Origin of the sequence: Pseudarthrobacter sp. IC2-21 (assembly GCF_034048115.1) — a bacterium.
Lineage (GTDB): Bacteria > Actinomycetota > Actinomycetes > Actinomycetales > Micrococcaceae > Arthrobacter > Arthrobacter naphthalenicus.
Map to the genome: position 1 here is coordinate 947,588 of NZ_CP139145.1, position 26,686 is coordinate 974,273.

Consider the following 26,686-nt stretch of genomic DNA (forward strand, 5'->3'; position numbering starts at 1 on the left):
GTGATGCAGCTCACGTCGGATCGTCTGACGATGTACGCGCGCCATCGGGCTTCGCCAAGAATCGAAAGAGAACATTGTGAACCAGAAAGCCGACCAACGACGGCTGGCACCCCGCCGGAATTCAGCTGAACATCCCGCCGCCGGTGTCACTTCGGACTCGCTGAACACCAAGGACATGCGCCGGATCCTCGGCTCCAGCCTCATTGGCAGCATCATCGAGTACTACGACTTCATCCTCTACGCCACCGCTGCATCGCTGGTGTTTGACCGGGTCTTCTTCGCAAACCTGGGCCCTGGCCTATCCCTCTTCGCCTCCTTCGCCACGCTCGCGGTCGGATACGTAGCCCGGCCGCTGGGTGGCATCGTCTTTGGCCACTTCGGGGACCGGTTGGGCCGGAAGCAGATGTTGGTGCTGTCCATGCTCATGATGGGCGGCGCCACCGTCCTCATAGGCTTCCTCCCGACAACTGAACAGATCGGCGTTGTGGCGCCGATTGTGCTCGTGTTGCTGCGGATCATCCAGGGCATTGCCGTGGGCGGAGAGTGGGGTGGCGCCACGTTAATGGCTTTGGAACACGCGCCGGCCGGAAAGCGTGGCTTCGCCGCAGCGTTCGCCAACGCCGGAGGCCCGGCAGGCGGACTGCTCGCCACCCTGGTGGTGTCCGCTGTTTCGGCTCTCACCGGCGACCAGTTCCTCGTATGGGGATGGCGGATCCCGTTCGTCCTCAGTGCCCTGCTGATTCTGATCGGCATGGTCATCCGGCTCAAGGTGGCAGAGACCCCCGTCTTCCAGAAGCTCGACGCCGAAGCTGCCAGGGTCAAGCATCCGCCTCTGATGGAGGTGCTCCGCCGCCACCCCCGCGTCGTTGTCGTCACCCTGGTGGCAACCCTGGGTTTTTATGCCTGCCAAGGGTTGCTGACGGTGTGGGGTGTTTCCATGGCGGTGGCGAGTGGCGTGGACCGATCCGGCGTCCTGAACTGGAAGGGGGTCGCCGCTGTGGTGACGGTGGCGGTCTGCTTCTATTCGGCGCGGCTCAGCGACCGGATCGGACGGCGCGCCGTCCTCACCGGGGCGGGTGTGGCGGCCGTCCTCCTGGCATTTCCCCTGATTCTGTTGCTGACCAACGGGACGCTTTGGGGCTTTGCAGTGGCAGTGGTGGTCGGCAACGGGCTGGTGCAGGGGGCCCTCGCGGGACCCATAGGTGCCTTTATCTCCGAACAGTTCCCCACCGGCGTCCGTTACACGGGAGCATCGCTGTCCTACCAGGGAGCTTCAATGATAGGGGCCGGCTTCACCCCGATGATCGCTGCGGGCCTGGTTCTTGCAGCTGGGGGCGCCGTCTGGATGGTTGCGGCATTCTGGATCCTCATCCTGGTGGCGGGCCTCGTGGCTGTGCGCCTGACCCGTGAAGGATCGCGCCTCAAGCTCGACGCCGTCTAGCTCACCCCCGTCTGACATCCTGTGAGGAAACCCCGGCTAGGCGCCTGCCCGCCGGGGTTTCCCCTTTCCCCCATTGTCAATTTTATTGAAATCATTGCTCGGAAACTTCTCATTTACGCGAGAAGCGCTGACTGCCATGATGGAACCAGCGAGGCGTCCGGAGAGGCGCACATCACGAAAGGAACCAGGCAATGAAGCCTAAGAATCACATGGTGCTCACCACCTTCATGCTGCCGGCGGGCTACCACAAGGACAGCTGGCGGATGGAAGGAAGCCGGGCCGAAGAACTGGGCAACCTTGATTTCGTGGCAGACCTGACAGCCATGGCTGAGGCCGCAAAACTCGACGCCGTTTTCTTTGGCGACATTGTCCACGCCAATACGGTGATGCGGGGCGATATCAAGATGAACGGGTTTTACGAACCCATGACAGTGCTCGCGGCGCTGGCCGCCAGGACCAAGAACATCGGCCTGATCGGAACCATGTCCACTTCCTTCTCCGAGCCGTACAACCTCGCCCGGCAGCTGTGCGGACTGGACCACATGTCCAACGGCCGGGCCGGCTGGAACATTGTCACGTCGTCGGACGGCTTCAGTAACTACGGCGTGGAGGACGTTCCCGATCCCGCCGTGCGATACCGCCGGGCCACTGAGTTCGTGGATGTGGTGCAGCGACTCTGGGACAGCTGGTCCGATGACGCGATCATCGTGGACCGGGCCTCCGGCGAGTACGTGGACCGGAGCAAGCTCAAGGCCATCCGGCACAAGGGCGAGTTCTTCGAAGTCGAGGGCCCCATCAACATGCCGCGGTCGCCGCAGGGCAGGCCTGTGCTGGTCCAGGCGGGATCCTCGGGCCCCGGCATGGACCTGGGATCCTCCGTGGCCGATGGGATCTACACGGCCCAGCCGTTCAAAGAACCGTCCATCGAGTTCTACACCAAGTTCAAGAACATGGTGGCCGAGAAGGGCCGGAATCCCGACGACGTCAAAATCATCCCGGGCATCCTGCCGATTCTTGGCGACACCGAAAAGGAAGCCCAGGACCTCGCCAACGAACTGGCCAGCTACGTGCACCTCGGCAACGGCCGCAAGCAGGTGGGCGCCGACCTCAAGATGGACCTCTCCGAGCTCGAGTTCGATGAAACCATCCCGGTGGAGTGGTTCTCCGATGACCCGCGGATGGGAAGCCGCTACCAGATCTACCGCAAGAAGAGTGTGGACATGGGCATGACCCTGCGGGAGCTGATCGTGGACCTGGCGCGTTCCACCGGGCACCAGTGGATGGCCGGCACCCCGTCGCAGGTGGCCGACCGCATGGTGGACTGGTTCGAGTCGAAGGCCTGCGACGGCTTCAACCTCAACGCGCCGTTCAACCCGGGCGGCTTCAAGCTCATCTGCGACAAGCTGGTGCCCGAACTCCAGGACCGCGGCTACTTCCGGTCAGAGTACGAGGGGACTACTCTTCGGGACAACCTTGGGCTCTCGCGCCCGTCAGAGTAGGGCCGCTCGGGCTCAAAGTCCCGCCTCAAAGTTCGGCGAGCCGAACCGTTCGACGGCGACGTCAACCCATGCCTGGGCGCGGGCATTCAACCGCATGCTCCGCGTCCAGGCCAGGGACACGGTGGCCGGGGCGCGCGTGTGGACGCGGCGCTCCGATATCGGTTTGAGGACAACCTTCAGTTCCTCGTAGGGCGCGTCCAGCATGGGCTGCTGGAAGAGCACGGCGACGCCGCGGCCGCTCGCTACCAGGGACCGGACCGTGGCGTAGCTGCGTGAGCGGTGCCGGATGTCCGGGGTAAGCCCGGCGTCGCGGTACATGTCCAGGATGCGGGTGGAAATCGGCGGCGCATCGAAGAAAATGAGCGGGCTGGCCGCCACGTCCTTCAGCGAGACCACCCCTGCCTCGCGCAGCGGGTGGTCCTCCGGAAGCAGGATGTAGGGCTCCACGGACAGCAGCGGCGCCGTCTTCAGGGCAGGGGAGATATCCATGTCGTAGACGAAGGCCGCATCGATGGATCCGTTGAGCAGGCGGTCCTGAAGATCCTCGTGATAGCCCTCGATGAAGTCCACCTCCACATGCGGGCACTGGTCCGCGAAGTCGGCCAGCATGGGCGGAATGATGGTTGGTCCCAGCGGCATGTAGCAGCCCACGGTCAACGGCCCCCGGATGTCCGTCCTGTCTCTCTTGGACAGCGAGGCGATCTCATCCGCGAGGTCCAGCAGCTGGCGCGCCTGGCGGAACACCACGATTCCGGTGGAAGTCAGGGTGAGGCCCTTGGACTTGCGCTTGATGCAGAGTTGCGCCCCTACGATCCGCTCAAGTTCCGCGATGGACATGGAAATGGCCGACGGCGCCATGTGCAGCCGGCGTGCCGCCTCACTCATGGTTCCGGTTTCAGCCGCGACCACAAAGTGCAGGACCTGGCGCAGGGTGATCGACGGATTCAGGCTGATATTCATATTGTCAATTCTACTGATAACCAAGAGCGGAAATAGGTCGTTTACTTGATGAACTTGGCTTGTCATGATGAAAGAAAAAAATCCGGCGGCGGCGCCGGAGTTACGGCCCGGTGGCGGGCCCTCTCCCGAAAGTGACGTGACGTAAATGGACGCGCAAGCAAGATTCCTTGACCAGGCCGAAACGATTGTGGGCGCCGAGAACGTGGTGCGCCCAACCCCCGAAGAGGGTTACATCGACCCGTACCCGCTGAACTCCGGCCGGGCGAAGTGGCCGGGCGTCCGACCCGGCAGTGTGGAGGAGGTCCAGTCGATCGTCCGGCTCGCCAACGAGACCGGGGTTCCGCTGTGGTCCTTCTCCAAGGGCAAAAACCTAGGTTACGGAGGCCCGGAACCGCGGACAAGGGACATGGTGGCGCTGGACCTAAGCCGGCTCAACCAGATCATCGAAGTGAACGACCACCTTAACTACGCCGTCATCGAGCCCGGGGTGAGCTTCTTCGACCTTTTCGAACACATCCAGGAAAAAGGGATGAAGCTGTGGATGTCCGTTCCCGCCCTGGGCTGGGGCTCCATCCTCGGGAATGCCCTTGACCGCGGCTACGGCATGACGCCCATGGGGGACCATGTCCAGTCCATCTGCGGCATGGAGGTGATCCTTCCCGACGGCGAGCTGGTGCGCACCGGAATGTGGGCTATGGAGGGCACGGATCTCGGACCCATCTTCAAAGGCGGCTTCGGCCCCACGCTGGAGGGCATCTTCACTCAGTCCAACCTCGGCATCGTCACCAAGATCGGACTCTGGCTGATGCCCTGGCCGGACGTGTACATCAACGGTGATGTTGTCGTGGAGCGCGAGGAGGACATGCCCAAGCTGGTCGACATCCTCACCCAGCTTCGGCGTGAAGACGTCATCCAGAACAATGCCCTCTGCGGCAACGTGGTGCGGGCGGCCACCATGAACGGGCCGCGATCGCGATGGTACGAGGGGGAGGGGTCCATTCCGGACGAGCGCCTCGAAGAAATGCGGCAGGAGATGGGCATCGGCCAGTGGAACGCCAAGTTCGCCATCTACGGCGACAAGGGCCTCGCCGAACGCAGGCTGGAGATCATCCGGGAGCGCTTTGCGGGCCTTGAAGGCTTCACCGTCAAAGCCCGCCTGTACGAAGGTGCCGACGGCATGCAGGTGGCATATGAAGATATTGCCAACATTGACCGTACTCAAATGGCCGGCGTGCCCACGCTCAAGCCGCTGTCCACGGTGGCCTGGGCCGCGGAAAACGGCGGCCACATTGACGCGGCCCCCATCATTCCGGCCCGCGGGGAGGAGGTATGGGCGTTTTACCGGGAAGCCAAGGAACTGTACCGCCAGTACGGTTTCGACCTGTACATCGGCTACCACCTCTACCCGCGCCACATGGTCCACGTGACCATGATCTTCTTCGAAAACGACAACCAGGAGCAGCTGGCGCGGGCAAGGGCACTCTACTCGGCACTGCTGGCAGCCGCCCGCAGCCACGGCTACGCGCCCTACCGCAGCCATGTGGACTACATGGACGTCATTGCCGACGGCTTCGACTACAACAACAACGCCATCCGCCGGCTCCAGGAGACGCTGAAGGACGCCCTGGATCCCAACGGCATCCTGTCACCCGGAAAGCAGGGCGTCTGGCCCCGCCGGTACCGCGAGATCAGTGCAGAGACGGCGGCCGGCATCGCGGGATCAGTTCCCCTGTAGGGCGTGTCCTTAACGTCGAAGGGGCCGGACGCTGGCTGACCAGCATCCGGCCCCTTTGGCCTGCCCGCTTTCCTTCTTCCGCCTGTAAGCTATGCTCCGCTGATATTGATGGCGACGGACTTGACCTCGGTGTAGGCCTCCACGCCTTCGCGGCCGTTTTCCTTGCCCCAGCCGGACTGCTTGAAGCCGCCAAAGGGCATATTGCCATCCATGCCGCCCGCGGCATTGACCCGTACATTGCCCGCCTTGATCCGCCGCGCGAACTGATGGGCACGGGAAATGTCCTTGGTCCAGATGGTGGAGGAGAGCCCGTAGACCGTGTCGTTGGCACGCGCCACGATGTCGGCAACACTGTCCGAGTCGCGGAAGGTTGCCGCCGAGAGAACGGGTCCGAAGATCTCCTCACGGACCACCTTCATGTCGTGTGTGGTGTTGCGCAGGATGGTCGGCTGGATGAAGAAACCGTCCCCGGGGAGTGCCGCGCCCCCGGTGACCACCTCGGCGCCTTCCTCGCGGCCGCTCTGGATGTAGCCGAGGATCCTTTCGCGCTGTTGGGCGGAAATCACGGGACCAATCTGGGCCTGCGGGTCGGTCCCGGCGCCCACCCGCAACGCCGAGGCCCGTTGAGAGATCCCTGCGATTACTTCATCCGCCACGGCCTCGTGGACATAGAGGCGGGAACCCGCCGCGCACACTTGGCCGGTGTTTCCGAAGATGCTCATTGCCGCGCCGTCCATTGCGCGCTCCAGGTCCGCGTCCGGGTAGATGACCACCGGGGACTTGCCGCCAAGCTCCAGCGAGACCCGCTTCAGGTTCCCGGCGCAGGAGGCCAGCAGGTGCTTTCCCACTGCCGTGGAGCCGGTGAAGGAGATCTTGTCCACCAACGGGTGGTCCGCAATCCGCTGGCCGGCCACGGCGCCGAGGCCCTGGACAATGTTCAGCACGCCAGGCGGGAAGCCGACTTCGAGGGCCAGTTCTCCCAGCCGGACCGCGGTCAGGGGAGTAAGCTCCGCGGGCTTGAGGACCACGGTGCAGCCTGCCGCCAGGGCGGGCGCAAGTTTGGCTGCGGTGATGGCCAGCGGGCTGTTCCACGGAACGATCAGGCCCACGACGCCGATGGCTTCCCGCAGTGTGTAGGCGTGCCATTCGCCGGGCAGAGAGACATTACGGGTTTCGCCGTTGAGCTTCGTTGCCCAACCGGCGTTGTAGCGAAAGGATTCGGCCGCCCCGGAGATCTCGAATGCCCTTGCGATACCCAGGGGCTTGCCGGTGTTGAGTGTTTCGAGCAGGGCCAGTTCATCCGCGGCGGCGTCGATGGCTTCTCCGAGCTTCCAGATCAACCGGCTCCTTTGGCTTGGCGCCATTGCCGGCCATGGACCTGAATCGAAGGCCCGACGAGCAGCTTGGACCGCGCGGTCCACATCATCCGCACTCGCCGACGCGGAATCCACCAGATGCGCACCGCTGGAGGGATTGGTGACCGGCAGCGGTTCGGCGCTGCCTTCCACCCATGCTCCGTCAATCAGCAGGCGCAACGGACTGGCCAGCAGGTCCGGCCGGGCCACGGCACCGGGGGTGGGGAGGGTTTGGGTAGGGGGCGTCATTGGCTTCCTTCCGGGGAGGCTGCGTGCCATTGGTCGAATGTTATGCAATCTGTGATGGTTGCCACATCACTAAGTCCAAGATACATTGTTATAGGAATTATGCATTTATTCGCGTCTGTACTCAACGAGGAGCTTCTGGATGGAAAAGCACTACCGTCATTCACTGTTGACCAAGGTCCTGACGCCGGCTGTAGCCGGCCTCGCGCTGCTGTCCCTGGCCGCCTGCGGGGCCTCAAGCACACCCGCCGCCGCGGGGGACGCCGCGGGCGGTTCGGAGGGCAAGTCGTCCATCAAGGTGGTGGTGGCGCCTATCCAGTTTGAAACCGCCTACATTGCCAAGGAGAAGGGCTTCTTCGACGAAGCCGGCCTGACCGTGGAAATTGTTCCCGGCGCCGATCCCTCGGCGAACCTGGCCCAGACCGTGAGCGGCCAGGCGGACATCACCACGGCCTCCTGGGGCGTAATGACCACCGCCACTGCCAAGGGCATGCCGGTTAAGGTGATCTCCGGCAACGGCGTGGTTGATCCCACCGTGGATAACTCGGGAATCCTGATCCCCAAAAACAGCAGCATCAGCAAGGTCGCTGACCTGAAGGGCAAGAACGTAGCCGTGGTCGGCGTCAACACCGGCGGCGACATCCCCATGCTTCAGGCGGCCATCGCAGCGGGAATCGACCCCAAGTCGATCACGGAGATTGCAGTTCCCTACGCCGGCATGCAGGCCGCCCTGGAGCAGGGAACGGTTGATGCGGCGTTCGCGGCGGACACCTTTTACCACCAGCTCGTGGATGCCGGCTTCAAGAGCATCGCCAGCCCGGTGCGCGAATTCCAGGGCAATATGCCGGTCACTGTCTGGGCCGCCACCGACGCCTGGCTCAAGAGCAACCCCGGAACTGCGAAGAAGTTCAATGACGCAATGACCAAGGCCGCCACGTTCTACTCGGACCCGGCCAACGTCAAGGCAGTTGTGGACATCACGGCACGGATCAAGCAGGTGGACCCCTCCAAGGTCAATCCCAAGTCGTACGTCCCGGTGAACACTTCCATCAACCTGTCCACAGGGCAGGGCGGCATCGACGCCATGAAGGATCTTGGATTCGTCACCAAGCCGTTGACAGCCGAGGCCATGCTCTGGGCTGACGCCCCGCGCTTCGCCAAGTAGGGCTGCCGGGCATCAGGAATACAACGGAGAAAACGATATGAAGACAAGCACAAAGGCGCTGGACTGGGGTTTGACCACCCAACGGCTGTTGGCGGTGGCTGCACTCCTGGCCGCCTGGCAGGTGATCATCTGGAGCGGCGCGCTGCCTTCCATGACCCCCGGGGTGGGCGCCTTGGCGTCCTCCATCGGCGCGGCGCTGACCTCTGCAACATTTTGGTCGGCGCTGGCGCAGACCATGACGGCAGCCGTCAGCGGCTGGCTGATCGCAGTGGCGGCTGGGACGGTCCTCGGCCTTCTGATTGGATCCATCCGCGCGTTGGATCGCTCGACGTCAATCCTGATCGACTTCGGGCGTTCCTTCCCGGTGCTGGCCTTGATGCCGGTGGTCATTATGCTCCTGGGTGCCACCGCACAAATGGAAACCGTTGTTGTTGCCCTGTCCTGCCTGTGGCCCGTGCTGGTGCAGACAATCTACGGCGCGCGGCGGATGGACCCGGCAGTCGTGGATACGGTGCGGACCTTCCAGATCCCCGCGCTCCTGCGGTTTCGCCGGATCCTGCTCCCCAGCGCCACCCCCTTCATTGCCACCGGAATTCGGATTTCGGCCTCCATCGCCATCCTCGTCGCCGTGGGCGTCGAAGTGCTCAGCCAGACGCCAGGTATCGGCCGGCAGATCACCCTGGCCCAGCAGGCACAGCGGTGGGATTCGGCGTTCGCATACCTCTTCTTCGCCGGGCTGGTGGGCTGGGGCATCGCCAGCCTGCTCAACTACGCCGAGGGTCGGATCCTCACATGGAACAGGCAGACCAATGACTGAGACAGCCTTTCGTACGGCACCGAAGCTGGAAACCACCTCCCGGGCAAGGCCGCAGCGGGCGCAACGCCTTCTTAGCCGCCCCGCCCAGGTTGTGCTCAACGTACTCCAGCGAACCTGGCTGATCCTCGTGGTGTTCGGCGTATGGTGGTTCGCAACCGCCAACAGCACCAACGTGTTCATCCCCTCGCTCGAGTCGATACTGGTCAGCCTGGGCCGGGACCTCTCCAACGGTGTGATCGCCTCGGGAGCGGCCTACAGTCTCGGAAATCTGGCTGCCGGCCTCCTGATCGCCGTGACCGTGGGGATTATCGGGGGACTGATCCTCGGCGAGACAAAACGGCTGCGGGAAATTGTGGATCCGGTCATTCACTTCTTCCGGTCCGTACCGCAGGCGGCGCTGGTTCCGCTGATCATCGGCGCCTTCGGAATCGGACAGGGACCCAAGATCTACACCATTGCCTTTGCCTGCATGTGGCCGGTACTGCTGAACACCATCGACGGCGTCCTGGGGGTGGAACCGACCATCCGCAAGTTCTCCAAGGTCTACCGGATTCCCCGGGGGCTCCATTTCCGCAGGGTGGTCCTACCGGCCGCACTGCCGCAGATCGTGGCCGGCGTGCGGGTGGCGCTTCCGATCGGAATCACAGTCATGGTGGTGAGTGAACTTTTCGCCGCCAACAAGGGACTGGGTTTCTACATCCTCAATTCCTCCGCCACCTTTATGGTGCCGGAGACGTGGGCAGGCGCCCTGCTCGTCGGCGTCATCGGCTACATCCTCTCCCTCCTGTTTGTTGTCCTTGAACGCAGGATCCTGAGCTGGTACTTCAAGTCAGGAGCAAAATGACCACCCCGATCCAACAGAAAGATGAAGGAGCTCCCATGGCCATTCAGGCAGCGCCCGAGGAAGTGGAGGTGGCAACGAAGCCGCTGCTCCAGGTCCAAGGGCTGACCATGAGTTACGGTGTCGGTGCCTCGGAGAACAAGATCCTGAGCAATCTGAACCTCGAGGTAAACGACGGTGAATTCGTCTCTATCGTCGGTCCGTCCGGCGTCGGTAAGACCACGCTGTTACGGTGCCTCTCCGGCCTTATCCAGCCCCGGAGCGGCACCGTTAGTGTCGGGGGTGACGTCATCAACGGCCCCCACCGGGACCTGGCCGTGGTTTTCCAGGATTACAGCCGCTCGCTTATGCCGTGGATGACCACGCTGGAAAACGTGGCCTTCCCCCTGCAGGGCCGGGGTGTAGGGAAAAAAGAGCGGAATGAAGCCGCCGAGAAGAATCTTGCGGCCGTGGGCCTGGCTGGACAGGGCCACAAGTATCCGTGGGAAATGTCCGGCGGGATGCAGCAGCGGGTGGCCATTGCCCGTGCGCTGGCCTACAACGCCAAGGTGCTGCTGATGGACGAACCGTTCGCTTCGGTGGATGCGCAGACCAGGTTCGACCTCGAGGACCTCGTCATCGACCTCCAATCGACCCTTGGCGTCACCATCATCCTGGTCACTCACGACATCGATGAGGCGCTGTACTTGGCGGACAAGGTCATTGTTCTGGCGGAGAAGCCCGCCACTGTAGTGGACGTGATCGAGACCGGCTTCGGCGACCACCGTGACCAGGTGGAAACCAAGGCGGAGCCCCGCTTTGTGGAGGCGCGCGCCCGCATCCTGCACCGCTTGCGGGACCACTAGTCCTGGTGCGTCCCAGCTGATAAGGCAAAGCCAAGAAAGCCCCCGGGTACCCCTGCTGGGATCCCGGGGGGGCATTCCTCGTATTCCGGTGAAGGAGGCAGGTGCCTACGCCTTGGCCTTCTCGCGGCCGCTTTCGGCTGCTTCCTTCTCGATCCCGGACTTCAGGATGGCGTGGAGCGTGGTCTCATAATGGGTCCGTAGCAGCCGCGAGGCGACTTCGGGGTTGCGGTCCAATGCGGCGGCCAGGATGTCCCGGTGTTCCTGGGCAATGTCGCGGTCCATGAAGCGTGTGGCACGGCCTGCCCAGCGGCCGTACAGCTGGGACAAGTCGGACAGGGTGGACGCGAGATCGATCAGCACCGGGACCCCGCAGGCCTCGAGTAACTTGGCATGGAACGCCTGGTGGGCGCGGTCCCACGCCTCCGTCAACTCGCCCTGATCGCTCGCCTCGCGGTAAGGGGTCCGCTCCAGCGTGTGGTGGGCCGCGATGAGCTCGGATTCCCAGGCCAGGTCCCCGCGCTGGATTGCCAGTCCCACGCCAAACTCCTCCGAGACGCAGCGCAGCTCCGTGATGTCTTTGATCTCGGCCAGCGAAAGCGTTGGCACGAAGAACCCGCGGTTCGGTTTGAGCACCACCAGGCGGTCCCCGACCAGCCGTGTCAATGCCTCGCGGATCACCGTACTGCTGGTCTTGTAGTGCTTGGTGAGCGACACCAGTTGCAGCTTGTCTCCTGCGGCCCAGCGGCCGGCCAGAATGTCATCCCGGAGCGAGTCCCGGATCTGCGTGCTGAGGGTCTCAGACTCGATACTTTTCGACATGTGCATTATTGTACCGGCTAGCAAATAATGTTTTCTTTATTGACTTATGCAAATTCTTTCCTAAGCTTGTATCAGCCGTACGGAGCGACCTGAATCACAACAGATCCCGTCATTACCTAGGAGAACCGCAGTGACCAACTCCACCACCGAAGCAGTCCAGACCCGCGAGGAGCCCATCGTCGACGACCTCTACTGGCGGGACCGGTACGAGCCCATCACGGAAGACGACGAGTTCCTGCGCAGGATTGTGGATTCCTCGGACCTTCCGGCGCTGATGGTGGCCCTGGCTGCAGTAACCGGAGACTTTTCCATCCTGCGTGAGGACTTGCGTCCGCCGCAGCCGCCCGCAGAAATCGTGGGTATGCCGCATGGTGGCATGACGCCGGACCAGCAGGGCAGGGCGCGCGCGCTTGCCTTCGACGCACTCAAGCGGGTGCGCGAGGATCACCTGACCAGTGTCGGAACGCTGACCGAGGCCCAGGCCGATGACATCCTCACCTGGATCACCAACGCGGCCAACCCCGAATACCACCCCATGCTGATGCACGACATGGCCCTCGTTGAAGGCAAGAGCGGCAAGCCGACGTGGGACTTCAAGGACATCGCCCTGGGCCGGGAGTTCAGCGTGGCCGTCATCGGGTCCGGGGTTTCCGGCATGGCGGCCGCCTACCGGCTGAAACAGGCCGGCATTCCCTACACCGTGTTCGAAAAAGGCCACACCGTCGGCGGCACCTGGTGGAAGAACACTTACCCCGGCGTGCGCCTCGACACCCCCAACTACGCCTACAGCTTCTCCTTCGCCCAGCGTGACGACTGGCCCCAGCAGTTCTCGCAGGGGTCGGAGATTTTTGAATACACCCGGCAGGTGGCCGAACGCGGCGGCATCCTGGGCGAGGTCGAATTCAACACCGAGGTGACCTCCGCCAGCTACGACGAGGCGTCGGGGCTGTGGAACGTGGACATCATCGATGCCTCCGGACGGCCGGTCAGCCGCCGGTTCAACGCCGTCCTCTCCGCCGTAGGCCAGCTGGACCGGCCCAAGTACCCGGACGTTCCGGGACGCCTGGACTTCGCCGGGATCCAGATGCACTCCGCCGAATGGGACAACAGCGTTGATGTGACCGGAAAGCGCGTGGCCGTCATCGGCACCGGCGCCAGCGCCTACCAGATCGTCCCCGCGATCGTCGACCAGGTCTCTTCACTGACCGTCTTCCAGCGCAGCTCTCCCTGGATGCTGCCCACACAGGGCTACTATGCGGACATGCCGGACTCAGTCCAGTGGCTGGTCCGCAAGCTCCCGCACTACGGGCAGTGGCTGCGGTTCTGGCAGCACTGGCTCGGCGTCGAGGGCCGGCAGCACACCACCGTGGCGGAACCGGGCTGGGACCAGCCCGGAAGTGTGTCCGCCGTCAACGCGCAGTGGCGCCAGGGGCTCACCGACATCCTGGCCAAGCAGTACCAGGACCGCCCGGACCTGCTCGCCAAGGTCACCCCGGACTACATCGTGGGCGGCAAGCGCATGCTCAGGGACAACGGCGTCTGGGCCGAGTCGCTGAAGAAGCCCCAGTCCATGCTGGTCACTGAGGGCATCGAACGCATGACCGCCGAGGGCATCGTCACGAAGGACGGCGTGCTCCATGAGGTGGACATCATCGTCTACGCCACTGGCTTCCAGGCCTCGGAGTTCCTCGAACCCTTGAAAATCACCGGCCTCCACGGCACCGACCTGCACGAGTACTGGGGCGGAGATGCCAAGGCATTCGCCGGACTCACCGTTCCGAACTTTCCCAACCTGTTCATCATCACCGGCCCCAACACTGGCCATGTGGTCAATGGAAGCCTCTACTCGATGATCGAATACGGCGTCGAGTACATCCTTGAGTCGCTCCGCATCATCATCGAAAACGACCTTAAGGCCCTGGACCTGAAGCAGGAAGTCCTCGACGAATTCGTCGCCGGACTGGACGCCGCCAATGCCACCAAAGCATGGGGGCACCCCACTGTGCACACCTGGTACAAAAACAAATTCGGCCGAGTGTCGCAGATCTGGCCGCACCCGGTGTTGGACTTCTGGAAGATTACCCGCACCGTGAACCTCGACGACTACAACCACCTGGCATGAGTACCGCCGCAACAGAACCGCGGGCGGGCATCCGGTCCGGGGAGGCTATATATCTCAGGGAAACGCACGACGGCGTCGTCAGCGTCCGCGGCGTCCGTTACGGTGAGTGGTTGGATCCTACGGACCCTTTCTCAGCACTCGGTGATCCTTCACCGGAGCGTCCGCAGGCCGCCGCGACCGTCTTCCCGCAAAGTCCCGGATCATTGGATTGGCTGCTCGGCCCCGGCCTGTCCCGGATGCCCCAGGACGAGGATTCCTTCCTGCTCGACATTTGGGCGCCGGAGGACGCTCGGGATCTCCCGGTGCTGGTCTTCCTGCCCGGGGGAGCCTTCATCAGCGGCGCCGGGAACGTGCGCTGGTACGACGGCGCCCGGCTCGCCCGGGAGGGTGGCGTTGTGGTGGTCACCGTGAACTACCGCCTGGGCGCGTTTGGACTGCTCGACGGCGTTGGCCGGAGCAACGGCACTGCGGAACCCCGTGCGTGCAACCTGGCCGCCGGGGACATCCTGCAGGCATTGTCCTGGATTCACCGGAACATCACCGCGTTCGGCGGCAATCCAGGGGCTACCACCTTGGCCGGCCACTCTGCCGGGGCCTGGTACGCGTACGTGCTGAGCTTTGCCGAGCCGGCGCGCGGACTGTTCAACCGGACCGCCCTGTTCAGCCTGCCCTGGCAGCCACCCTTGAACGAGACCGAGTTCGCCGAGCGGTCCAGGCTGTTTGGCGCTGCCCTGGGCGATGGCAGCGATGACCGGCACAGCACCCCGGAGATCCTGGCCGCCCAGGCCGAGGTGTCCAGGGCCTTTGCCGGCAGGGGACTGGGCTTGATGCCCGCAGCGGATGGGGAGCTGGTACCTTCATGGGCCATGGACTTTGAAGCTGCTGTGGATGCCATGCATGTGGACGCACTGCTGTTGAGCAGCACGGACGATGAAGCTGCCGCGTTCCTGCACGCCCTTCCGGTCCAGGCGGTCGGACCGGATCAGCTAGCCGGCTTTGTCGGAGCACACTTCGGAGCCGCCGATGAGGCCTTGTCCTTCATTGAGGAACGGCATCCCGGAGCGACAGACCACGCGAAGCTGGTGGAGGCCATGAGCCTGCATCAGTTCAGGCTGGCCGCCACGGAACTTGCAGGGCGGGCGGACCAGGCCGGCATCCCGGCCACGCTGCTGCGGTTCTCCGTGCGCAGCAGGCTGGGGGGCGCCGGCAGCGCGCACTGCTTCGAACTGCCCTTCCTGTTCGGGAACCGCCCGGACTGGGATGATGCACCGATGATGCAGGGGTTCCCTGCCGAGGTCTTCGACGACGTGTCGGACCGGCTCCGGCCGCTTCTGCTCGGCTTTGTTGCGGACGGGGTGCCGCGGACGACCGAAGGCCGGCCCGTGCCCCGCTTCGATCCGCAGAGCCCGGCACTGTATGTGGTGGGCGAATCCGGAAGTGGCACCGCCGTCGTCGAGCCTGAACTGCGTCCGCGACGCTAGGTCCGCCGCCACCGCGGGACACGATTTGAACGAAAAAAACCAGTGGAGCCGTCCAAGGGCCGGCTCCACTGGCGTTTAACGGACTTTGACCGACCTTAGAAGCTGGTGATCACCGAGCGGGCCACCGACCCGCCGCGCAGCAGGTCATAGCCTTCATTGATCTGGTCCAACGAGATGTGCCGGGAGACCAGCTCATCCAGCTTGAAGCGGCCCTGCAGGTACAGCTCCGCGTACATCGGGATGTCGATCTTCAGGTTGGTGGAACCCATGGCCACGCCCCGGATCCCCTTCTGCTTACCCATCAGGTCGCCGAACGGGGTCACCTCCAGACGGGTCTGCGGTTTTTGGACACCGATCAGGAACGCTGTGCCGCCAATCTCCAGCATGGCGACGGCGTCCATTGCGGTCTGCTTCAGGCCGATCACCTCGAAGGAACAGGTGACGCCACCGCCGGTGAGGTCCTTGACTGCCTGCACGGAATTCCCGTCCGCGGCGTTGACGATGTCTGTTGCGCCGAACACTTTGGCGAGGTCAAGCTTGTCCGGCTGAAGATCGATGGCGACGATTCTGCGCGCCCCGGCCAGGGCGGCGCCCTGGATGACGTTGAGTCCCACTCCACCGCAACCGATGACGGCAACAGTGTCTCCCGGGCGGATGCGTGCCGAGTTGATGGCTGCCCCGGCTCCTGTCACTACACCGCAGCCCAGGAGTGCGGCACGGTCAAAGGGGATGTCCTTGCTGACGGAGACCACCGTGTTCTCGTGGACGAGTACCTGCTCGGCGAAACCACCGACACCGATGAACTGAGTCAGTGCCTCGCCGTTGCGGCTCAGCCGCGGGCGCTGGCCCGCTATCCGTTGGGTTTCCTGCGGGTGGCGGCACTGGTAGGGGCGGCCGGTCAGGCATCCGCGGCAGTGGCCGCAGCTGTGGATCGGCGATGACACCACATGATCGCCCACGCGGAACTCCGTCACGTCCGGGCCCACTTCGGCCACCACACCGGCGACCTCGTGGCCCAGCACGGCGGGCATGGGGAAGCCCACGTTGGTTTCAGCCACGTGCATGTCGCTGTGGCACAGGCCGCTGGCGCGCACGTCGATGAGCACCTCACGGCCGATCGGATCGGCGATGCCGATGTCCTGGACCTGGAACGGCTGACCCACACCGTCGAGTACTGCTGCTTTCATTCCTGGTGGTTCCCTCGCTGGGTGAGGCGGACTTGCCGGCATGGACGTGACGCGGCCCACAAATGTAAATATAGTGGTACGGGAAGTGCAAAATCTATAAATTATCGATTATTTGCGGCGCGGCCCCTCACGCTCACCCGCCAGACAAGGGAGTCCCAGGATGAAAGCTGCAGTCATCAACGAAATCAATGGCCGTTTCAATGTGGAAGAGATCAGTATTGGTGAACCGGTGGGCCGCGAGGTCTTGGTGGAAGTCAAGGCTGCCGGGCTGTGCCACTCGGATCTGCTGGTTGCCTCGATAGACCGCGGGCGCCCGCTGCCCATGGTTGTCGGGCATGAAATGGCCGGTGTCGTGGCCGCCGTCGGACCTGATGTCCGGGACCTTGCTGTCGGGGACCATGTGGTCGGCTCCGAAGTGAAGTTCTGCGGGCACTGCGAGGAATGCCTGGCCGGCCACAGCTACCGTTGCGTCAGCCCTGGCGAAGTGTCCCGGCCGCGCGCCGCCGGGTCCAAGCTGAGCCGAAGCAGCGGTGATGTGCACGCCTTCGGGGTCGCGGCCTTTGCCGAGTACACCATCTGCCACGCCAATTCTCTGGTGCGGATCCCGAAGGGGCTCCCCTTCCCGCAGGCGGCCGTGCTCAGCTGCGCGGCCATCACTGGCGTGGGGGCGGCGCTCAACACGGCCAAGGTCCAGCCCGGCGACACTGTTGCCGTGATCGGGTTGGGCGGCATCGGCCTTAATATTCTGTCCGGGGCCCGGATTGCCGGGGCCACCACGATCATCGGCATCGACGTGCATCCAGCCAAGCTGGAACTGGCGGCCCGCTTCGGCGCCACCCATGTGGTGAACTCCGCCGAGGATGACGCGGTGATCAGGGTTCGGGAGATCAGCGGGCGCGGTGTGCATCACTCCTTCGAGGCCATCGGGCTCGGGATGACCCAAACCCAGGCCATCGAGATGACCAGGGTTGGCGGCGGCGCCTACTTCATCGGCATACCCCAGGGCGCGCCCCTGGAGGTGGATGTACTGCGCTCCCTCATTGCGTCGCAGCGCCGCATCCAAGGTGTCTACATGGGGTCGAGCAACATCCGCCGGGACATCCCTATGTACGCCGAGCTCTACTTGCAGGGCAGGTTGAACCTGGACGACCTGGTGGCGCAGGAAATCCCGCTCGAGGGCATCAACGACGCCTACCGGCTGCAGGAGTCGGGCGCGATCGCCCGCAGCGTCATCACGTCGTTCTGATGGTAGGGGCGGACGGTGGTCATCATAGCCATTGCCAACCTCTGCATTTTTATATAAAATCTTTCAAAGAATGCATTTTCATCTCACAATGTTGTGAGAGTTTCCCGGGGGCACCAGGACCGGTGCCCGCCAAGAAGGAGTTCAAAGTGACTGCACGCACCGGAGCAGAGTACAAGCAGGGCCTCGATGATGGCCGCGAAGTCTGGCTGGGCTCGGAAAGGATCTCCGTTCTCGAGCACCCTGCCTTCAAGGGGTCGGTCGAAGGTATGGCGGGCTACTTCGACTACCAGCACAAGTACGCGGCGGACTGCCTGACCACCCACCCGGAGACGGGCGAGTCCATGAACGTCAGCCTCTCGCTGCCGCGCAATGCCGAGGACATTGCCCGGCGTCACCGCGCCTTCGACCGGCTGGCCCGCTACTCCAACGGCATGCTGGGCCGCACGCCGGACTACGTCAACGTGGTCCTGGCCGGCCATGTCTCCCGTCAGGACATTTTCGACCGCTCCGGAGATCCCGTGTACCACCAGCGACTGGCGGCTTACCACCGGGAAGTGGTCGAAAAGGACCTCGCGTTGACCCACACCATCGTGCACGCCGCAATCGACAAGAGCGTCGGCGAGTTGCAGGGCATGAACGAGGAACTCACCCTCCGGGTGGTCGAGCGGACCGAGCAGGGCCTGATCGTCAAGGGCGCCAAGATGCTGGCCACCCTCGGCCCCATCGCGGACGAGCTCTACGTCTACCCCGCGGTGCCCATCCAGAAGGGCTTCGAAGAATACGCCATATCCTTCGCCATTCCGGTGTCCACTCCCGGCGTCGTGGCCGTCTGCCGGGACCACTACGGTGTGGACGCCGACGTTGCGGACAAACCGTTTTCAGCGCGCTTTGACGAGCAGGACGCGGTCATTATTTTCGACGACGTGCTGGTGCCGTGGGACCGAGTGTTCATCGACGGCAACCTGGACGTCTACAACGCCATCAACGCCGGCACTGCCTCCGGCAACACCCAGCAGCAGACTGCCATCCGCGCGGCCGTGAAGCTGGAGTTCGCCTACGATCTCTGCACGCAGATCGCCAAGGTGACCGGCACTGAGAACAAGCCCGACGTCGGTGCGATGCTCGGCGAGATCTACACCTACCTGCGCCTCACCCGGGCTGCCATCCACTCCGCGGAAATGCGGGCCTCGGACTGGGGTGACGGGGCGTTTTTCTGCCACGACGACATCAGCGCACTGCGCGCCATCATGCCCGGCTGGATGATCCGCATCAACGAAATCATCAAGTCCATGGGCTCGCACAACCTGTTGGCCACCCCCACGGGCGGCGCCTTCAACGATCCGCGACTGGGCCCGTTGCTGAAGAAGTACCTGCCCGGCGCCAACGGCATCAGCGCCCAGGAACGCGCCCGCATTATGCGCACCGCCTGGGACTTTGCGGGCTCGGCATTGGGCAGCCGGATCGAGCTTTACGAACGCTTCTACCTCGGCAGCATCGGCCGCGCCCGCGCCCTGGACCACCGCAAAGCCCAGGCCGCCGGGGAGACCGGCGCCTACAAAGCGATGTTCGAGGAAATCGACGGGCCGCGCGTCGCGGCGCGGGCCGCTGCGTCCAACGGTGCAGCACAGCCGGACGGCGGATCTGCCACCTCCGCCAAAGACCGTGTCGCTGTTGAGGCAAGGGTTTAGTTCTGCCATGACGGCGCAGACAGCGGAGGCCGCCGCCCTCGAAGCCAGTGTGGAAAATATGACAGGCACCGTCTCCCGGCATGTCGCGGATACCGGCTTCGAGGCCTTCGACGCCGGCACGGTAGACCGCGCCAAAACCCGGATCATCGACTCGCTGGGCAACATCGCCGCAGGCCACCGCGCCCAGGGCAACCGCTCCGTCCTGGACCTTGCCCGCCGGTGGGGTGGTGCCCAGGAAGCGAGCGTGCTGGTCCACGGTGTCCGCCTGCCGGCCCACAACGCAGCCATGGTCAATGCGGTGATGATGCGGTCCTACGACTTCGAGCCGATCGGCGCGGAATATGAGGACCACACGCAGTCCGCCGCCCATATCAGCGGGACCACCGTTCCGGTGGCGCTCGCCGTCGCGGAGCAGCAGCGGTCTTCTGGCCGGGACCTGCTGACGGCACTGATTGTGGGGGACGACCTCACCTCGCGCCTGGCCGCGGCGTCCGGCTTCGACGTCTATAGCGGCCAGGACAATACGGGCACCGTCAACGGCCTCGGCGGCACCGCCGTGGCCGCCAAACTGATGGGGCTGGACGCTGGCCAGGTCCGGAATGCGCTGGGAATCGCAGTGAACCAGTTGTCCGGAACCGTGGCTAACATCTTCGATCAAACCCTCGCGTTCAAGCTGCCCATCGCCTTCGCCGCCCGCAACTCCGTTGTATCGGCGGAGCTGGCGTCCGCCGGGTTCACGGGTCCGGAGGATGCCATCTCGGGCCGCCACGGATTCCTGGACATGTACTGCTCCTCACCGGCGCCGGAGAAAGTGACCCGCCGGCTCGGCCAGGCCTTCTATGCAGACTGTGTCATCAAGCCGTGGGCTTCCTGCCGGGCCAGCCACCCCTCACTGGATGCTTGCGTGCGGCTGGCCACGGAGAACAGGCTGAACGAGGACGAGATCGAGGAGATCCTCATCCACGTGACACCGCGGACTCTGAAAGGTTTCGTGGGCCAGCCGTTCGTCATCGGGGAATGTCCGGAGGTGTCGGGCGCGTTCAGCATCCGGTTCACGGCCGCCACCGCCCTGATGTATAGGACGGTGCGGCCGGAACACCTTACGTTGGAGCACATGCAGGATCCGCGGCTGCAGCGGCTGCTGGACAAGATCCGGCTCGTTGATTCGCTACCGCCGACGGAATCGCTCACCGCGGAAGTGGAGCTGCGGCTCCGGGACGGTTCCGTGCTCAGGACCCGGACGGATGTGCCCAGGGGGGACATCTACGCCAGCCCCATGAGCGAGGCGGAGATCCTGGACAAGTACTTCGCCAACGCCGAGTTCGGCGGCAGGACCTCACGCAGGAACGCCGAGGAAGCGGTCCGGCTCATCCAGCGCTTAGAGGAGCTGGACAGCCTGACGCCCCTCATCAAACTCTTCACACCCAACCTTCAGCACTAAATCCCAGGAGGATGAAATGAACACAGAACAGGTTGTATCCACCGCGGAGATCACCGTCGATCCCGCTGCTTTCCGCCACGTCGTGGGCCACTTCGCCAGCGGCGTCACCGTGATCACTACGGTTGTTGACGGCGAACTCTACGGCACCACCGCATCTGCCGTGTCCTCGCTGTCCATGGAGCCGCCCATGATGCTCGCCTGCCTCAACCGCTCCAGCTCCACGCACGACGCCGTGCTGAAGGCCGGAGTGTTCGGCATCAACATCCTGGCCGAGGACCAGAGCGATCTTGCCATGAAGTTCGGCCGCAAGGGCGGAGACAAGTTCGACGGCGTCTCGGTCACCCTGTCCGCGGAGGGTGTTCCCATGCTGGACGGCGCGCTCGCCACCATCGTCTGCCGGGTCGCGGAAACGCCCACCGGCGGCACGCACACCGTGTTCCTCGGCGAGGTCACGGACGCCAAGGCCACTGCGGGGGAGCCATTGGCGTACTTCCGCGGCGCCTTCGGCCGGCTGGAACGGGTCAAGGAGCTCGCGGCCTACGACGCCGTGCGCGACTGGGTCCTGGGCCGCCGCACCCCGCTGAACCAGGCGCTGGATCCGGTGGAGATCGCGGCCCAGGCCAAGTCCGATCCCCAAAACGTCCACAATGCCCTCGTGAAGTTGACGGCCGAGTCACTGGTCACCCGGGGGGACCGGGGCGAATTCCTGCCGGCGCCCATCACCCGCCAGCTCACGGACAGTGTCTACGACGGCCGCCTCACCATTGAACTGGGCGTCCTGGCCAGCCATTTCGACAAGTTCTCGGACGAGGACATCGCGGAACTCAGTCACCTCACCGATGAGCTGGCACTGCTGCGCCAGGGCGGCAAGGAGGCGCTTGACACGTTCCTCAAAACCAACGCGAAGTACCACAACCGCCTGGTGAGCGTGGCGGGCTCGGCCCAGCTCACGGACGCTTTCCGACGCCTGGGAATCGGTACGGTGTGGCGCGAGGCCCTCAACAGCGAAGAGTGGGCCCGGAAGATGGACCACAGCCACATCGTGGAGCTCACGGCGGCGCTGAAGGACCATGACTACGCACGGGCAGCGGAAGCCCTGCGCCTGCACACAGAATTTGGCAAGGAACTCGCCAGCGACGTCATCGCCCGTCATGGAGGAATGGTGTAACCGGTTCGCGCCTGACATGAAGGCCCCAGTCCGGAGACATCCGGACTGGGGCCTTCTTCTGTCGCCGGAAAAAATCGGTTTGAGTCTCCAGTGAACGTACGGCCTTCAGGGAGATAAGCAAAAGGAGCATGGCAGCCGGTGTGGCCGCCATGCTCCTCCCTCTTCGGGAATTTTGGTTTAGTGCCGGGGAACCTGGACACCTGCACGGGCAGAAAGATCCGGTACATAGCGTTCCAGCGACTTCAGCACGGCCTCCACGCGGCCCGGCATTGCTGCTGCGGCCACGTAACGGTCCGGCCTTACCGCCAGGGTGATGCCCGAGCCCATCAGGGCGGTGAATGCCCCTGTGGCATCGTTGACCCGCACGGGCGCGTCCGAACCGGCTCCCAGCTGCTGTATCTCCATTCTGGAATTCCCCGCTTCGGCCGGGAAACTCAGCAGCGCCCAACCGGTGCCCAACACAGTGTCCAACGGCACGTTGCCGGTGGGCCCGGCATCGCCGGGGTTCACCTGCGGCTGGGACAGAGACCGGCCAATGAGGGCTGCTGCGGCTTTGGGTACGTCCGGTCCGGCAAGTACTACGCAGCCATCGGTAAAGTGCGGCTGTTTGAGGAACTTCATCCCCGCAAGCCACCCCTTGGCTGCCGGCACTACGCCCAGGGCGTTGATGGCGGCATCGCGGAGTGCGGTGAGCGCCGGATTGGTATTCATCACCACTTTGCCGATCCGGTGGGAGAGGCGGACCATGTCCACGGCGTGCGGGCGGCGTTCTGTCTGGTACGTGTCCACCAGGGATTTGGTTCCCGCGCCCTTTACGTGCGCCGCCACTTTCCACGCCAGGTTGGCGGCGTCGCGGATTCCGGCGTTCAAGGCCTGGCCTGCAAACGGCGGCATCATGTGCGCTGCATCGCCAGCAAGGAGCACATGACCCACACGGTAGCTCAGGGCAACCCGCTGGTGAGCCACATAGACTGCGGCCCGGCGGATGTCTTGGGGGACAATGCGCTGGAACGGCTGGATGAGCCTGATGATGCTCTCCGGTGCTGTGACCTGCGCGGCATCCTCGCCGGGCAAGAGCATGAACTCGTACCGGCGCCGGCCTTTAACGCCGGGGACCACCACAACGGGACGCTTCCCGTTGCAGTGGAATTCGGAGAAGTGCTCCGGTTCTCCCGGGCTGTTGACGATGTCCACCACGATCCACTTCTGCACCTGGGTTGAGCCTTCCATGGGCAGGCCCAGCTGGGAGCGGACAGGACTCCGGCCACCGTCGCAGGCCACCACCCATTTCGAGCGGACGGTGCGCCTGCCTCCGTCGTCGATCAATACGGTGTCCACATGTCCGGGAGCATCGGTGATCCGGAAGGCCTCTGTGTTGAAGCGGACATCGATGAGCGGACGGCTTTGTGCAGCGTCCAGCAGGAGTTTTTCCATGACCGGCTGGTCAAACTGGGATTTCCCCGGCTGGCCCAGACGGGGACTGGCGGGGTGGACCTCGGCGAGGAGCTGTTCCCTGCGGCCGAAATAGCGAGCCCCCGTGTCCATGAGCATTTCCGGCGCCAAATCGTCCATGACGCCGATCTGCTGCATGACACGCAGGGTTTCGTCGGTGACGCTGATGGCCCGGGGCTCGTCGCTGGTGCCGCCGTGGCGTTCCACCAGCATGACTTCCACGTCCTGGTCCGCCAGCAGGTTTGCCATAGCAAGGCCGATCGGCCCGGCGCCAATGACCAGCACATCTGTGTGCATGATGGCGTCCATGTCAGGCGACGAGCTCAACGGTGTTCCGCAGCGTGCCCAGGCCAGTGATCTCAACCTCCACCACGTCACCTTCGGACAGCAGGCCGGACGGCTGCATGAACAGGCCGACGCCGCCGGGCGTCCCGGTGACGATGACATCGCCGGGGGAGAGCCGGGTGAAGCCGGTGACGTACGCGATCAGCTGCGGGATCGTGAAGTAGAGGTCTGACACCGATGCCTTCTGGCGGGTCTCTCCGTTGACGCGGGTCTCGAGCGTGAGTTCGTTGACATCGCCCAGGTCCGCAGCCGGGACAAGGTACGGGCCGAAGCCGCCGGTGCCAGGGAAGTTCTTGCCGGGGATCCATTGGGACGCGGCGAGCTGCCAGTCCCTAACGCTGAGGTCGTTGTAGGCCGCGTACCCGGCGACGCAGCCAAATGCCTCGTCCTCGGAGACATGGAAGGCTTCCTTGCCGATGACGAGGGCCATTTCGCCCTCGTAGTCGAACTTAGTGGTGGTGGCCGGCATCTGTGCGGCCTGGAGGTGGCCCATCTGCGAGTCGGCGAAGCGGGTGAAGACCGTGGGCGCCTTTTGCTCCGTTTTGCCGGATTCTTCCTGGTGGCTGCGGTAGTTCACGCCGATGCAGATGATCTTGCCCGGGTCCGTGATCGCCGGAAGGAATTCAATGTCGGATTCCGCGTAGGTGGGGGCAGTGCGGAAGGATGCGGGCAGCTCGCCGAAAATGCCCTGCTCGACGGCGGAACGCAGTGTCCGTGCAAGGTTCAGGCCGGTGGGGCCGAGATCGAAGGCCTGGCCGTCGATGCTGACGCCCCAGGTGCTGGAACCGGTGGGTGTGAGAAAACTTGCGTATTTCATGAGGGTCCTTTCAGGGGCAACGCTGCCGTGCAGATCGCCTCCAGCCTAGGTCCCAAATCATGCATCCGTCAATCTAAAATGCATTATCCGCCTATTTGCGCATTATTATCCGGATGCCTTCAAAAGACCATGTTCCAAGACCGCTGTGCGCGACAACGTCTTGTAGCCTTCCCGCTCAAACAGCACCGTGATCACATCATCCTCAGAGCGCATCACCAGCCCGGGTCCCCACTTCTTGTGCGTCACCGGCGATTGGACCGGGAACGGAACATCCGCTGCCTTCGCTGCTGCGCCGCCGTCGTCCTTTCCAGCATGAGTCCGCGGCGTGCCAAGCTGCCGGGCTTCCTCGCAGGAATCACAGTTGCCGCACGGCTCCGGGAGGTCCTCGCCGAAATACCCCAGCAGGAACTGCCGCCGGCAACCGTCCGTTTCGGCATAGCCGCGCATCATCTGAAGGCGGGATTCGTCCACTCGTTGCCGCGCTTCGGCCAGCTCCACCGCGCGCTGGACCAGTGCGGACGGCTTGGCCCTGGAGCTGAGCCGGACGCCGCGCTTGCCTGAGCTCACCGCCCCGGCCTCCTGCAACTGGTTCAGCAGGCCTGTCAGGTGGCGCGGCTTGAAGCCGGTGAGCTCCGCCAGCGACGACGTATAGACGGGCCCGTCCGCTGAACGCAGGACCTTGAGCACGGCCAGCAGGGCCTCCGGGTCCGGGCGGTGGGTGCCGAAGAACTTTCGGAGACCCAGATCCTCGGCCCGGTAGTGGAGCACCGCCGACGCCGGCTGACCGTCCCGCCCGGCCCGGCCGACCTCCTGGTAGTAGGCGTCCAGCGATGCGGGAATGTCGGCGTGGATCACGAACCGGATGTTGGGCTTGTCGATGCCCATCCCGAATGCCGTGGTTGCCACCACCACATCCAGCTGGTCGTCCATGAAGAGTTCCAGGACGCGTTCGCGGTCGGCGGCCGAGCGGCCGGCGTGATAGGCCTCAGCGCGAAGCCGCCGGCCGGCGAGTTTGGCGGCGTACTTCTCCGTGTCCTTGCGGGTGGCCGCATAAAGGAGGCCGTGCTGGCGCGGGCCGGAGCCGTTTCCGTGAACGAAGCCAGCCACCTGCTCCACCACCGCCCGGCGCTTCTCCTTCGCCTCATGATGCCGGATCACGTCGAGCGTGATGTTGGGCCGGTCGAACCCGTGAACTATCACCAGCGGCTCCTTCATGCCCAGCCGGTCCGCAATCTCCTCCCGGACCGGAGGGGACGCCGTGGCGGTCAGCGCTGCCACGGGCGGGTTGCCCAGGCGCTCCCTGACGGTGCCCAGGGTGAGGTAATCGGGCCGGAAATCGTGTCCCCAGGAGGAGACGCAGTGAGCTTCATCCACCACAAAGAGAGCCGGGCGGACGGCGGCAATGCGCTCCACGGTTTTCTTCCTGGCCAGCTGCTCCGGCGCCAGGAACACAAACGACGCCGCTCCGGACTCCACCTTCTGCCAGGCGGCCTCCACTTCCGCGTCGCTGTGGGCCGAGTTGATGGCGACGGCGGCCCCCTCGCCCAGTGCCTCGTTAAGCCCGGCGATCTGGTCCTCCTGGAGGGCGATCAGGGGTGAAACCACGACGGCGGGGTGCCCCGTCTCCCGGTGCAGGTGAACGGCCGCGACCTGGTAGATCGCGGACTTGCCGTAGCCGGTGGGCATCACGGCGAGGACGTCACGCCCTTCCGCCAGGGCTGACATGCCGGCGAGCTGGCCCTCGCGCAGCGCCGGGAGGGCGAAAACGGAGGAGGCGAGGGCGCTCAGCGCAGGTTTCTCGGGCATTAAGGCAGCTCCGGGGGTGGTGGTCCTGCGGCCGCCTGCTTCAGCCGTGGTGAGCAGCCTACGCGAGGTGGCCTCCCGCCGTCGTCCGCTTGTTGGCAGACCGAGCCTGCACCGCGGGCGGTTTTCCTTGACTTCCTGGGCCCCCTGAACAAGTGTGGAAGAACCCGTACCATTCCGAATATTTCCGTGGTAACGGTGTCAGTGAGAAGG

At 64.3% G+C, this 26,686-nt stretch carries 20 protein-coding genes; 13 read left to right on the plus strand and 7 right to left on the minus strand.

The window, feature by feature from the left end:
- Positions 1 to 76 precede the first annotated feature (76 nt).
- Both SBP01_RS04420 and SBP01_RS04425 read left to right on the plus strand, forming a co-directional pair.
- Positions 77 to 1,441 carry an MFS transporter gene (locus tag SBP01_RS04420; RefSeq protein WP_275214480.1) on the plus strand — a complete coding sequence of 455 codons (1,365 nt, stop codon included), beginning with the start codon at positions 77 to 79 and terminating at the stop codon, positions 1,439 to 1,441.
- Between the two features lie 191 nt (positions 1,442 to 1,632).
- Positions 1,633 to 2,940, plus strand: a complete 1,308-nt coding sequence (locus SBP01_RS04425) for an LLM class flavin-dependent oxidoreductase (protein ID WP_320537604.1) — start codon at positions 1,633 to 1,635, stop codon at positions 2,938 to 2,940.
- Between the two features lie 12 nt (positions 2,941 to 2,952).
- Here SBP01_RS04425 and SBP01_RS04430 read toward each other — a convergent pair whose 3' ends face one another.
- Positions 2,953 to 3,900 carry a LysR family transcriptional regulator gene (locus SBP01_RS04430; RefSeq protein ID WP_275214478.1) on the minus strand — a complete coding sequence of 316 codons (948 nt, stop codon included), beginning with the start codon at positions 3,898 to 3,900 and terminating at the stop codon, positions 2,953 to 2,955.
- Between the two features lie 145 nt (positions 3,901 to 4,045).
- On the opposite strand from SBP01_RS04430, the gene SBP01_RS04435 reads away from it, so the two are divergent.
- Positions 4,046 to 5,635: an FAD-binding protein gene (locus SBP01_RS04435; protein WP_275214477.1), complete on the plus strand. Its 1,590-nt coding sequence runs from the start codon at positions 4,046 to 4,048 to the stop codon at positions 5,633 to 5,635.
- Positions 5,636 to 5,724: 89 nt separating this feature from the next.
- Here SBP01_RS04435 and SBP01_RS04440 read toward each other — a convergent pair whose 3' ends face one another.
- Complete coding sequence (locus SBP01_RS04440) at positions 5,725 to 7,239, minus strand: aldehyde dehydrogenase family protein (protein WP_275214476.1); 1,515 nt, start codon at positions 7,237 to 7,239, stop codon at positions 5,725 to 5,727.
- A 139-nt stretch (positions 7,240 to 7,378) separates the two neighbouring features.
- Here SBP01_RS04440 and SBP01_RS04445 point away from each other — a divergent pair, with 139 nt between their 5' ends.
- Genes SBP01_RS04445 through SBP01_RS04460 form a run of 4 tightly spaced genes read left to right on the plus strand, consistent with a single transcriptional unit; the run spans position 7,379 to position 10,904 of the window.
- Complete coding sequence (locus tag SBP01_RS04445) at positions 7,379 to 8,401, plus strand: ABC transporter substrate-binding protein (protein WP_275214475.1); 1,023 nt, start codon at positions 7,379 to 7,381, stop codon at positions 8,399 to 8,401.
- A 37-nt stretch (positions 8,402 to 8,438) separates the two neighbouring features.
- Positions 8,439 to 9,218, plus strand: a complete 780-nt coding sequence (locus tag SBP01_RS04450; RefSeq protein ID WP_275214474.1) for an ABC transporter permease — start codon at positions 8,439 to 8,441, stop codon at positions 9,216 to 9,218.
- A complete protein-coding gene (locus SBP01_RS04455; protein WP_275214473.1) occupies positions 9,211 to 10,062 on the plus strand; it encodes an ABC transporter permease in 852 nt (283 codons plus the stop codon). The genes SBP01_RS04450 and SBP01_RS04455 overlap by 8 nt, the downstream gene beginning before the upstream one ends.
- A gap of 35 nt (positions 10,063 to 10,097) precedes the next feature.
- Positions 10,098 to 10,904: an ABC transporter ATP-binding protein gene (locus SBP01_RS04460; protein WP_320537605.1), complete on the plus strand. Its 807-nt coding sequence runs from the start codon at positions 10,098 to 10,100 to the stop codon at positions 10,902 to 10,904.
- Positions 10,905 to 11,009: 105 nt separating this feature from the next.
- Here the strand turns inward: SBP01_RS04460 and SBP01_RS04465 are convergent, their stop codons facing one another.
- Positions 11,010 to 11,723 (minus strand): GntR family transcriptional regulator, encoded by a 714-nt coding sequence (locus SBP01_RS04465; protein ID WP_320537606.1) that lies wholly within the window; start codon positions 11,721 to 11,723, stop codon positions 11,010 to 11,012.
- Between the two features lie 130 nt (positions 11,724 to 11,853).
- Here SBP01_RS04465 and SBP01_RS04470 point away from each other — a divergent pair, with 130 nt between their 5' ends.
- Positions 11,854 to 13,845 carry an NAD(P)/FAD-dependent oxidoreductase gene (locus tag SBP01_RS04470; RefSeq protein ID WP_320537607.1) on the plus strand — a complete coding sequence of 664 codons (1,992 nt, stop codon included), beginning with the start codon at positions 11,854 to 11,856 and terminating at the stop codon, positions 13,843 to 13,845.
- Positions 13,842 to 15,326: a carboxylesterase family protein gene (locus SBP01_RS04475; RefSeq protein WP_320537608.1), complete on the plus strand. Its 1,485-nt coding sequence runs from the start codon at positions 13,842 to 13,844 to the stop codon at positions 15,324 to 15,326. Before SBP01_RS04470 ends, SBP01_RS04475 begins: the two co-directional genes overlap by 4 nt.
- 95 nt (positions 15,327 to 15,421) lie before the next feature.
- On the opposite strand, the gene SBP01_RS04480 is transcribed toward SBP01_RS04475, so the two are convergent.
- A complete protein-coding gene (locus SBP01_RS04480) occupies positions 15,422 to 16,513 on the minus strand; it encodes a Zn-dependent alcohol dehydrogenase (protein WP_320537609.1) in 1,092 nt (363 codons plus the stop codon).
- Between the two features lie 160 nt (positions 16,514 to 16,673).
- Here SBP01_RS04480 and SBP01_RS04485 point away from each other — a divergent pair, with 160 nt between their 5' ends.
- The 4 genes from SBP01_RS04485 to SBP01_RS04500 all read left to right on the plus strand — a co-directional run bounded on the left by SBP01_RS04485 (position 16,674) and on the right by SBP01_RS04500 (position 22,056).
- On the plus strand, positions 16,674 to 17,759 hold the full coding sequence (locus SBP01_RS04485) for a Zn-dependent alcohol dehydrogenase (RefSeq protein WP_320537610.1): 1,086 nt from the start codon (positions 16,674 to 16,676) through the stop codon (positions 17,757 to 17,759).
- Positions 17,760 to 17,905: 146 nt separating this feature from the next.
- Complete coding sequence (locus SBP01_RS04490) at positions 17,906 to 19,447, plus strand: 4-hydroxyphenylacetate 3-hydroxylase N-terminal domain-containing protein (protein ID WP_275215312.1); 1,542 nt, start codon at positions 17,906 to 17,908, stop codon at positions 19,445 to 19,447.
- Between the two features lie 7 nt (positions 19,448 to 19,454).
- Positions 19,455 to 20,888: an MmgE/PrpD family protein gene (locus SBP01_RS04495; protein WP_275215311.1), complete on the plus strand. Its 1,434-nt coding sequence runs from the start codon at positions 19,455 to 19,457 to the stop codon at positions 20,886 to 20,888.
- A gap of 16 nt (positions 20,889 to 20,904) precedes the next feature.
- Positions 20,905 to 22,056 (plus strand): flavin reductase, encoded by a 1,152-nt coding sequence (locus tag SBP01_RS04500; RefSeq protein WP_275215310.1) that lies wholly within the window; start codon positions 20,905 to 20,907, stop codon positions 22,054 to 22,056.
- Between the two features lie 177 nt (positions 22,057 to 22,233).
- Here the strand turns inward: SBP01_RS04500 and SBP01_RS04505 are convergent, their stop codons facing one another.
- From SBP01_RS04505 to SBP01_RS04515, 3 genes are all read right to left on the minus strand, one after another.
- A complete protein-coding gene (locus tag SBP01_RS04505) occupies positions 22,234 to 23,805 on the minus strand; it encodes an FAD-dependent monooxygenase (protein ID WP_275215309.1) in 1,572 nt (523 codons plus the stop codon).
- A 13-nt stretch (positions 23,806 to 23,818) separates the two neighbouring features.
- Complete coding sequence (locus SBP01_RS04510) at positions 23,819 to 24,670, minus strand: fumarylacetoacetate hydrolase family protein (protein ID WP_275215308.1); 852 nt, start codon at positions 24,668 to 24,670, stop codon at positions 23,819 to 23,821.
- A gap of 105 nt (positions 24,671 to 24,775) precedes the next feature.
- Entirely contained in the window at positions 24,776 to 26,476 is a 1,701-nt protein-coding gene (locus SBP01_RS04515) for a RecQ family ATP-dependent DNA helicase (protein WP_320537611.1), read from the minus strand.
- Positions 26,477 to 26,686: the final 210 nt, after the last annotated feature.

Excerpts from the sequence above, each read along its gene's own strand:
- SBP01_RS04425 (WP_320537604.1), top strand. The coding sequence starts at position 1,633 with ATGAAGCCTAAGAATCACATGGTGCTCACCACCTTCATGCTGCCGGCG.
- SBP01_RS04430 (WP_275214478.1), bottom strand. The coding sequence starts at position 3,900 with ATGAATATCAGCCTGAATCCGTCGATCACCCTGCGCCAGGTCCTGCAC.
- SBP01_RS04435 (WP_275214477.1), top strand. The coding sequence starts at position 4,046 with ATGGACGCGCAAGCAAGATTCCTTGACCAGGCCGAAACGATTGTGGGC.
- SBP01_RS04440 (WP_275214476.1), bottom strand. The coding sequence starts at position 7,239 with ATGACGCCCCCTACCCAAACCCTCCCCACCCCCGGTGCCGTGGCCCGG.
- SBP01_RS04445 (WP_275214475.1), top strand. The coding sequence starts at position 7,379 with ATGGAAAAGCACTACCGTCATTCACTGTTGACCAAGGTCCTGACGCCG.
- SBP01_RS04450 (WP_275214474.1), top strand. The coding sequence starts at position 8,439 with ATGAAGACAAGCACAAAGGCGCTGGACTGGGGTTTGACCACCCAACGG.
- SBP01_RS04455 (WP_275214473.1), top strand. The coding sequence starts at position 9,211 with ATGACTGAGACAGCCTTTCGTACGGCACCGAAGCTGGAAACCACCTCC.
- SBP01_RS04460 (WP_320537605.1), top strand. The coding sequence starts at position 10,098 with ATGGCCATTCAGGCAGCGCCCGAGGAAGTGGAGGTGGCAACGAAGCCG.
- SBP01_RS04465 (WP_320537606.1), bottom strand. The coding sequence starts at position 11,723 with ATGTCGAAAAGTATCGAGTCTGAGACCCTCAGCACGCAGATCCGGGAC.
- SBP01_RS04475 (WP_320537608.1), top strand. The coding sequence starts at position 13,842 with ATGAGTACCGCCGCAACAGAACCGCGGGCGGGCATCCGGTCCGGGGAG.
- SBP01_RS04480 (WP_320537609.1), bottom strand. The coding sequence starts at position 16,513 with ATGAAAGCAGCAGTACTCGACGGTGTGGGTCAGCCGTTCCAGGTCCAG.
- SBP01_RS04485 (WP_320537610.1), top strand. The coding sequence starts at position 16,674 with ATGAAAGCTGCAGTCATCAACGAAATCAATGGCCGTTTCAATGTGGAA.
- SBP01_RS04495 (WP_275215311.1), top strand. The coding sequence starts at position 19,455 with ATGACGGCGCAGACAGCGGAGGCCGCCGCCCTCGAAGCCAGTGTGGAA.
- SBP01_RS04500 (WP_275215310.1), top strand. The coding sequence starts at position 20,905 with ATGAACACAGAACAGGTTGTATCCACCGCGGAGATCACCGTCGATCCC.
- SBP01_RS04505 (WP_275215309.1), bottom strand. The coding sequence starts at position 23,805 with ATGCACACAGATGTGCTGGTCATTGGCGCCGGGCCGATCGGCCTTGCT.
- SBP01_RS04510 (WP_275215308.1), bottom strand. The coding sequence starts at position 24,670 with ATGAAATACGCAAGTTTTCTCACACCCACCGGTTCCAGCACCTGGGGC.
- SBP01_RS04515 (WP_320537611.1), bottom strand. The coding sequence starts at position 26,476 with ATGCCCGAGAAACCTGCGCTGAGCGCCCTCGCCTCCTCCGTTTTCGCC.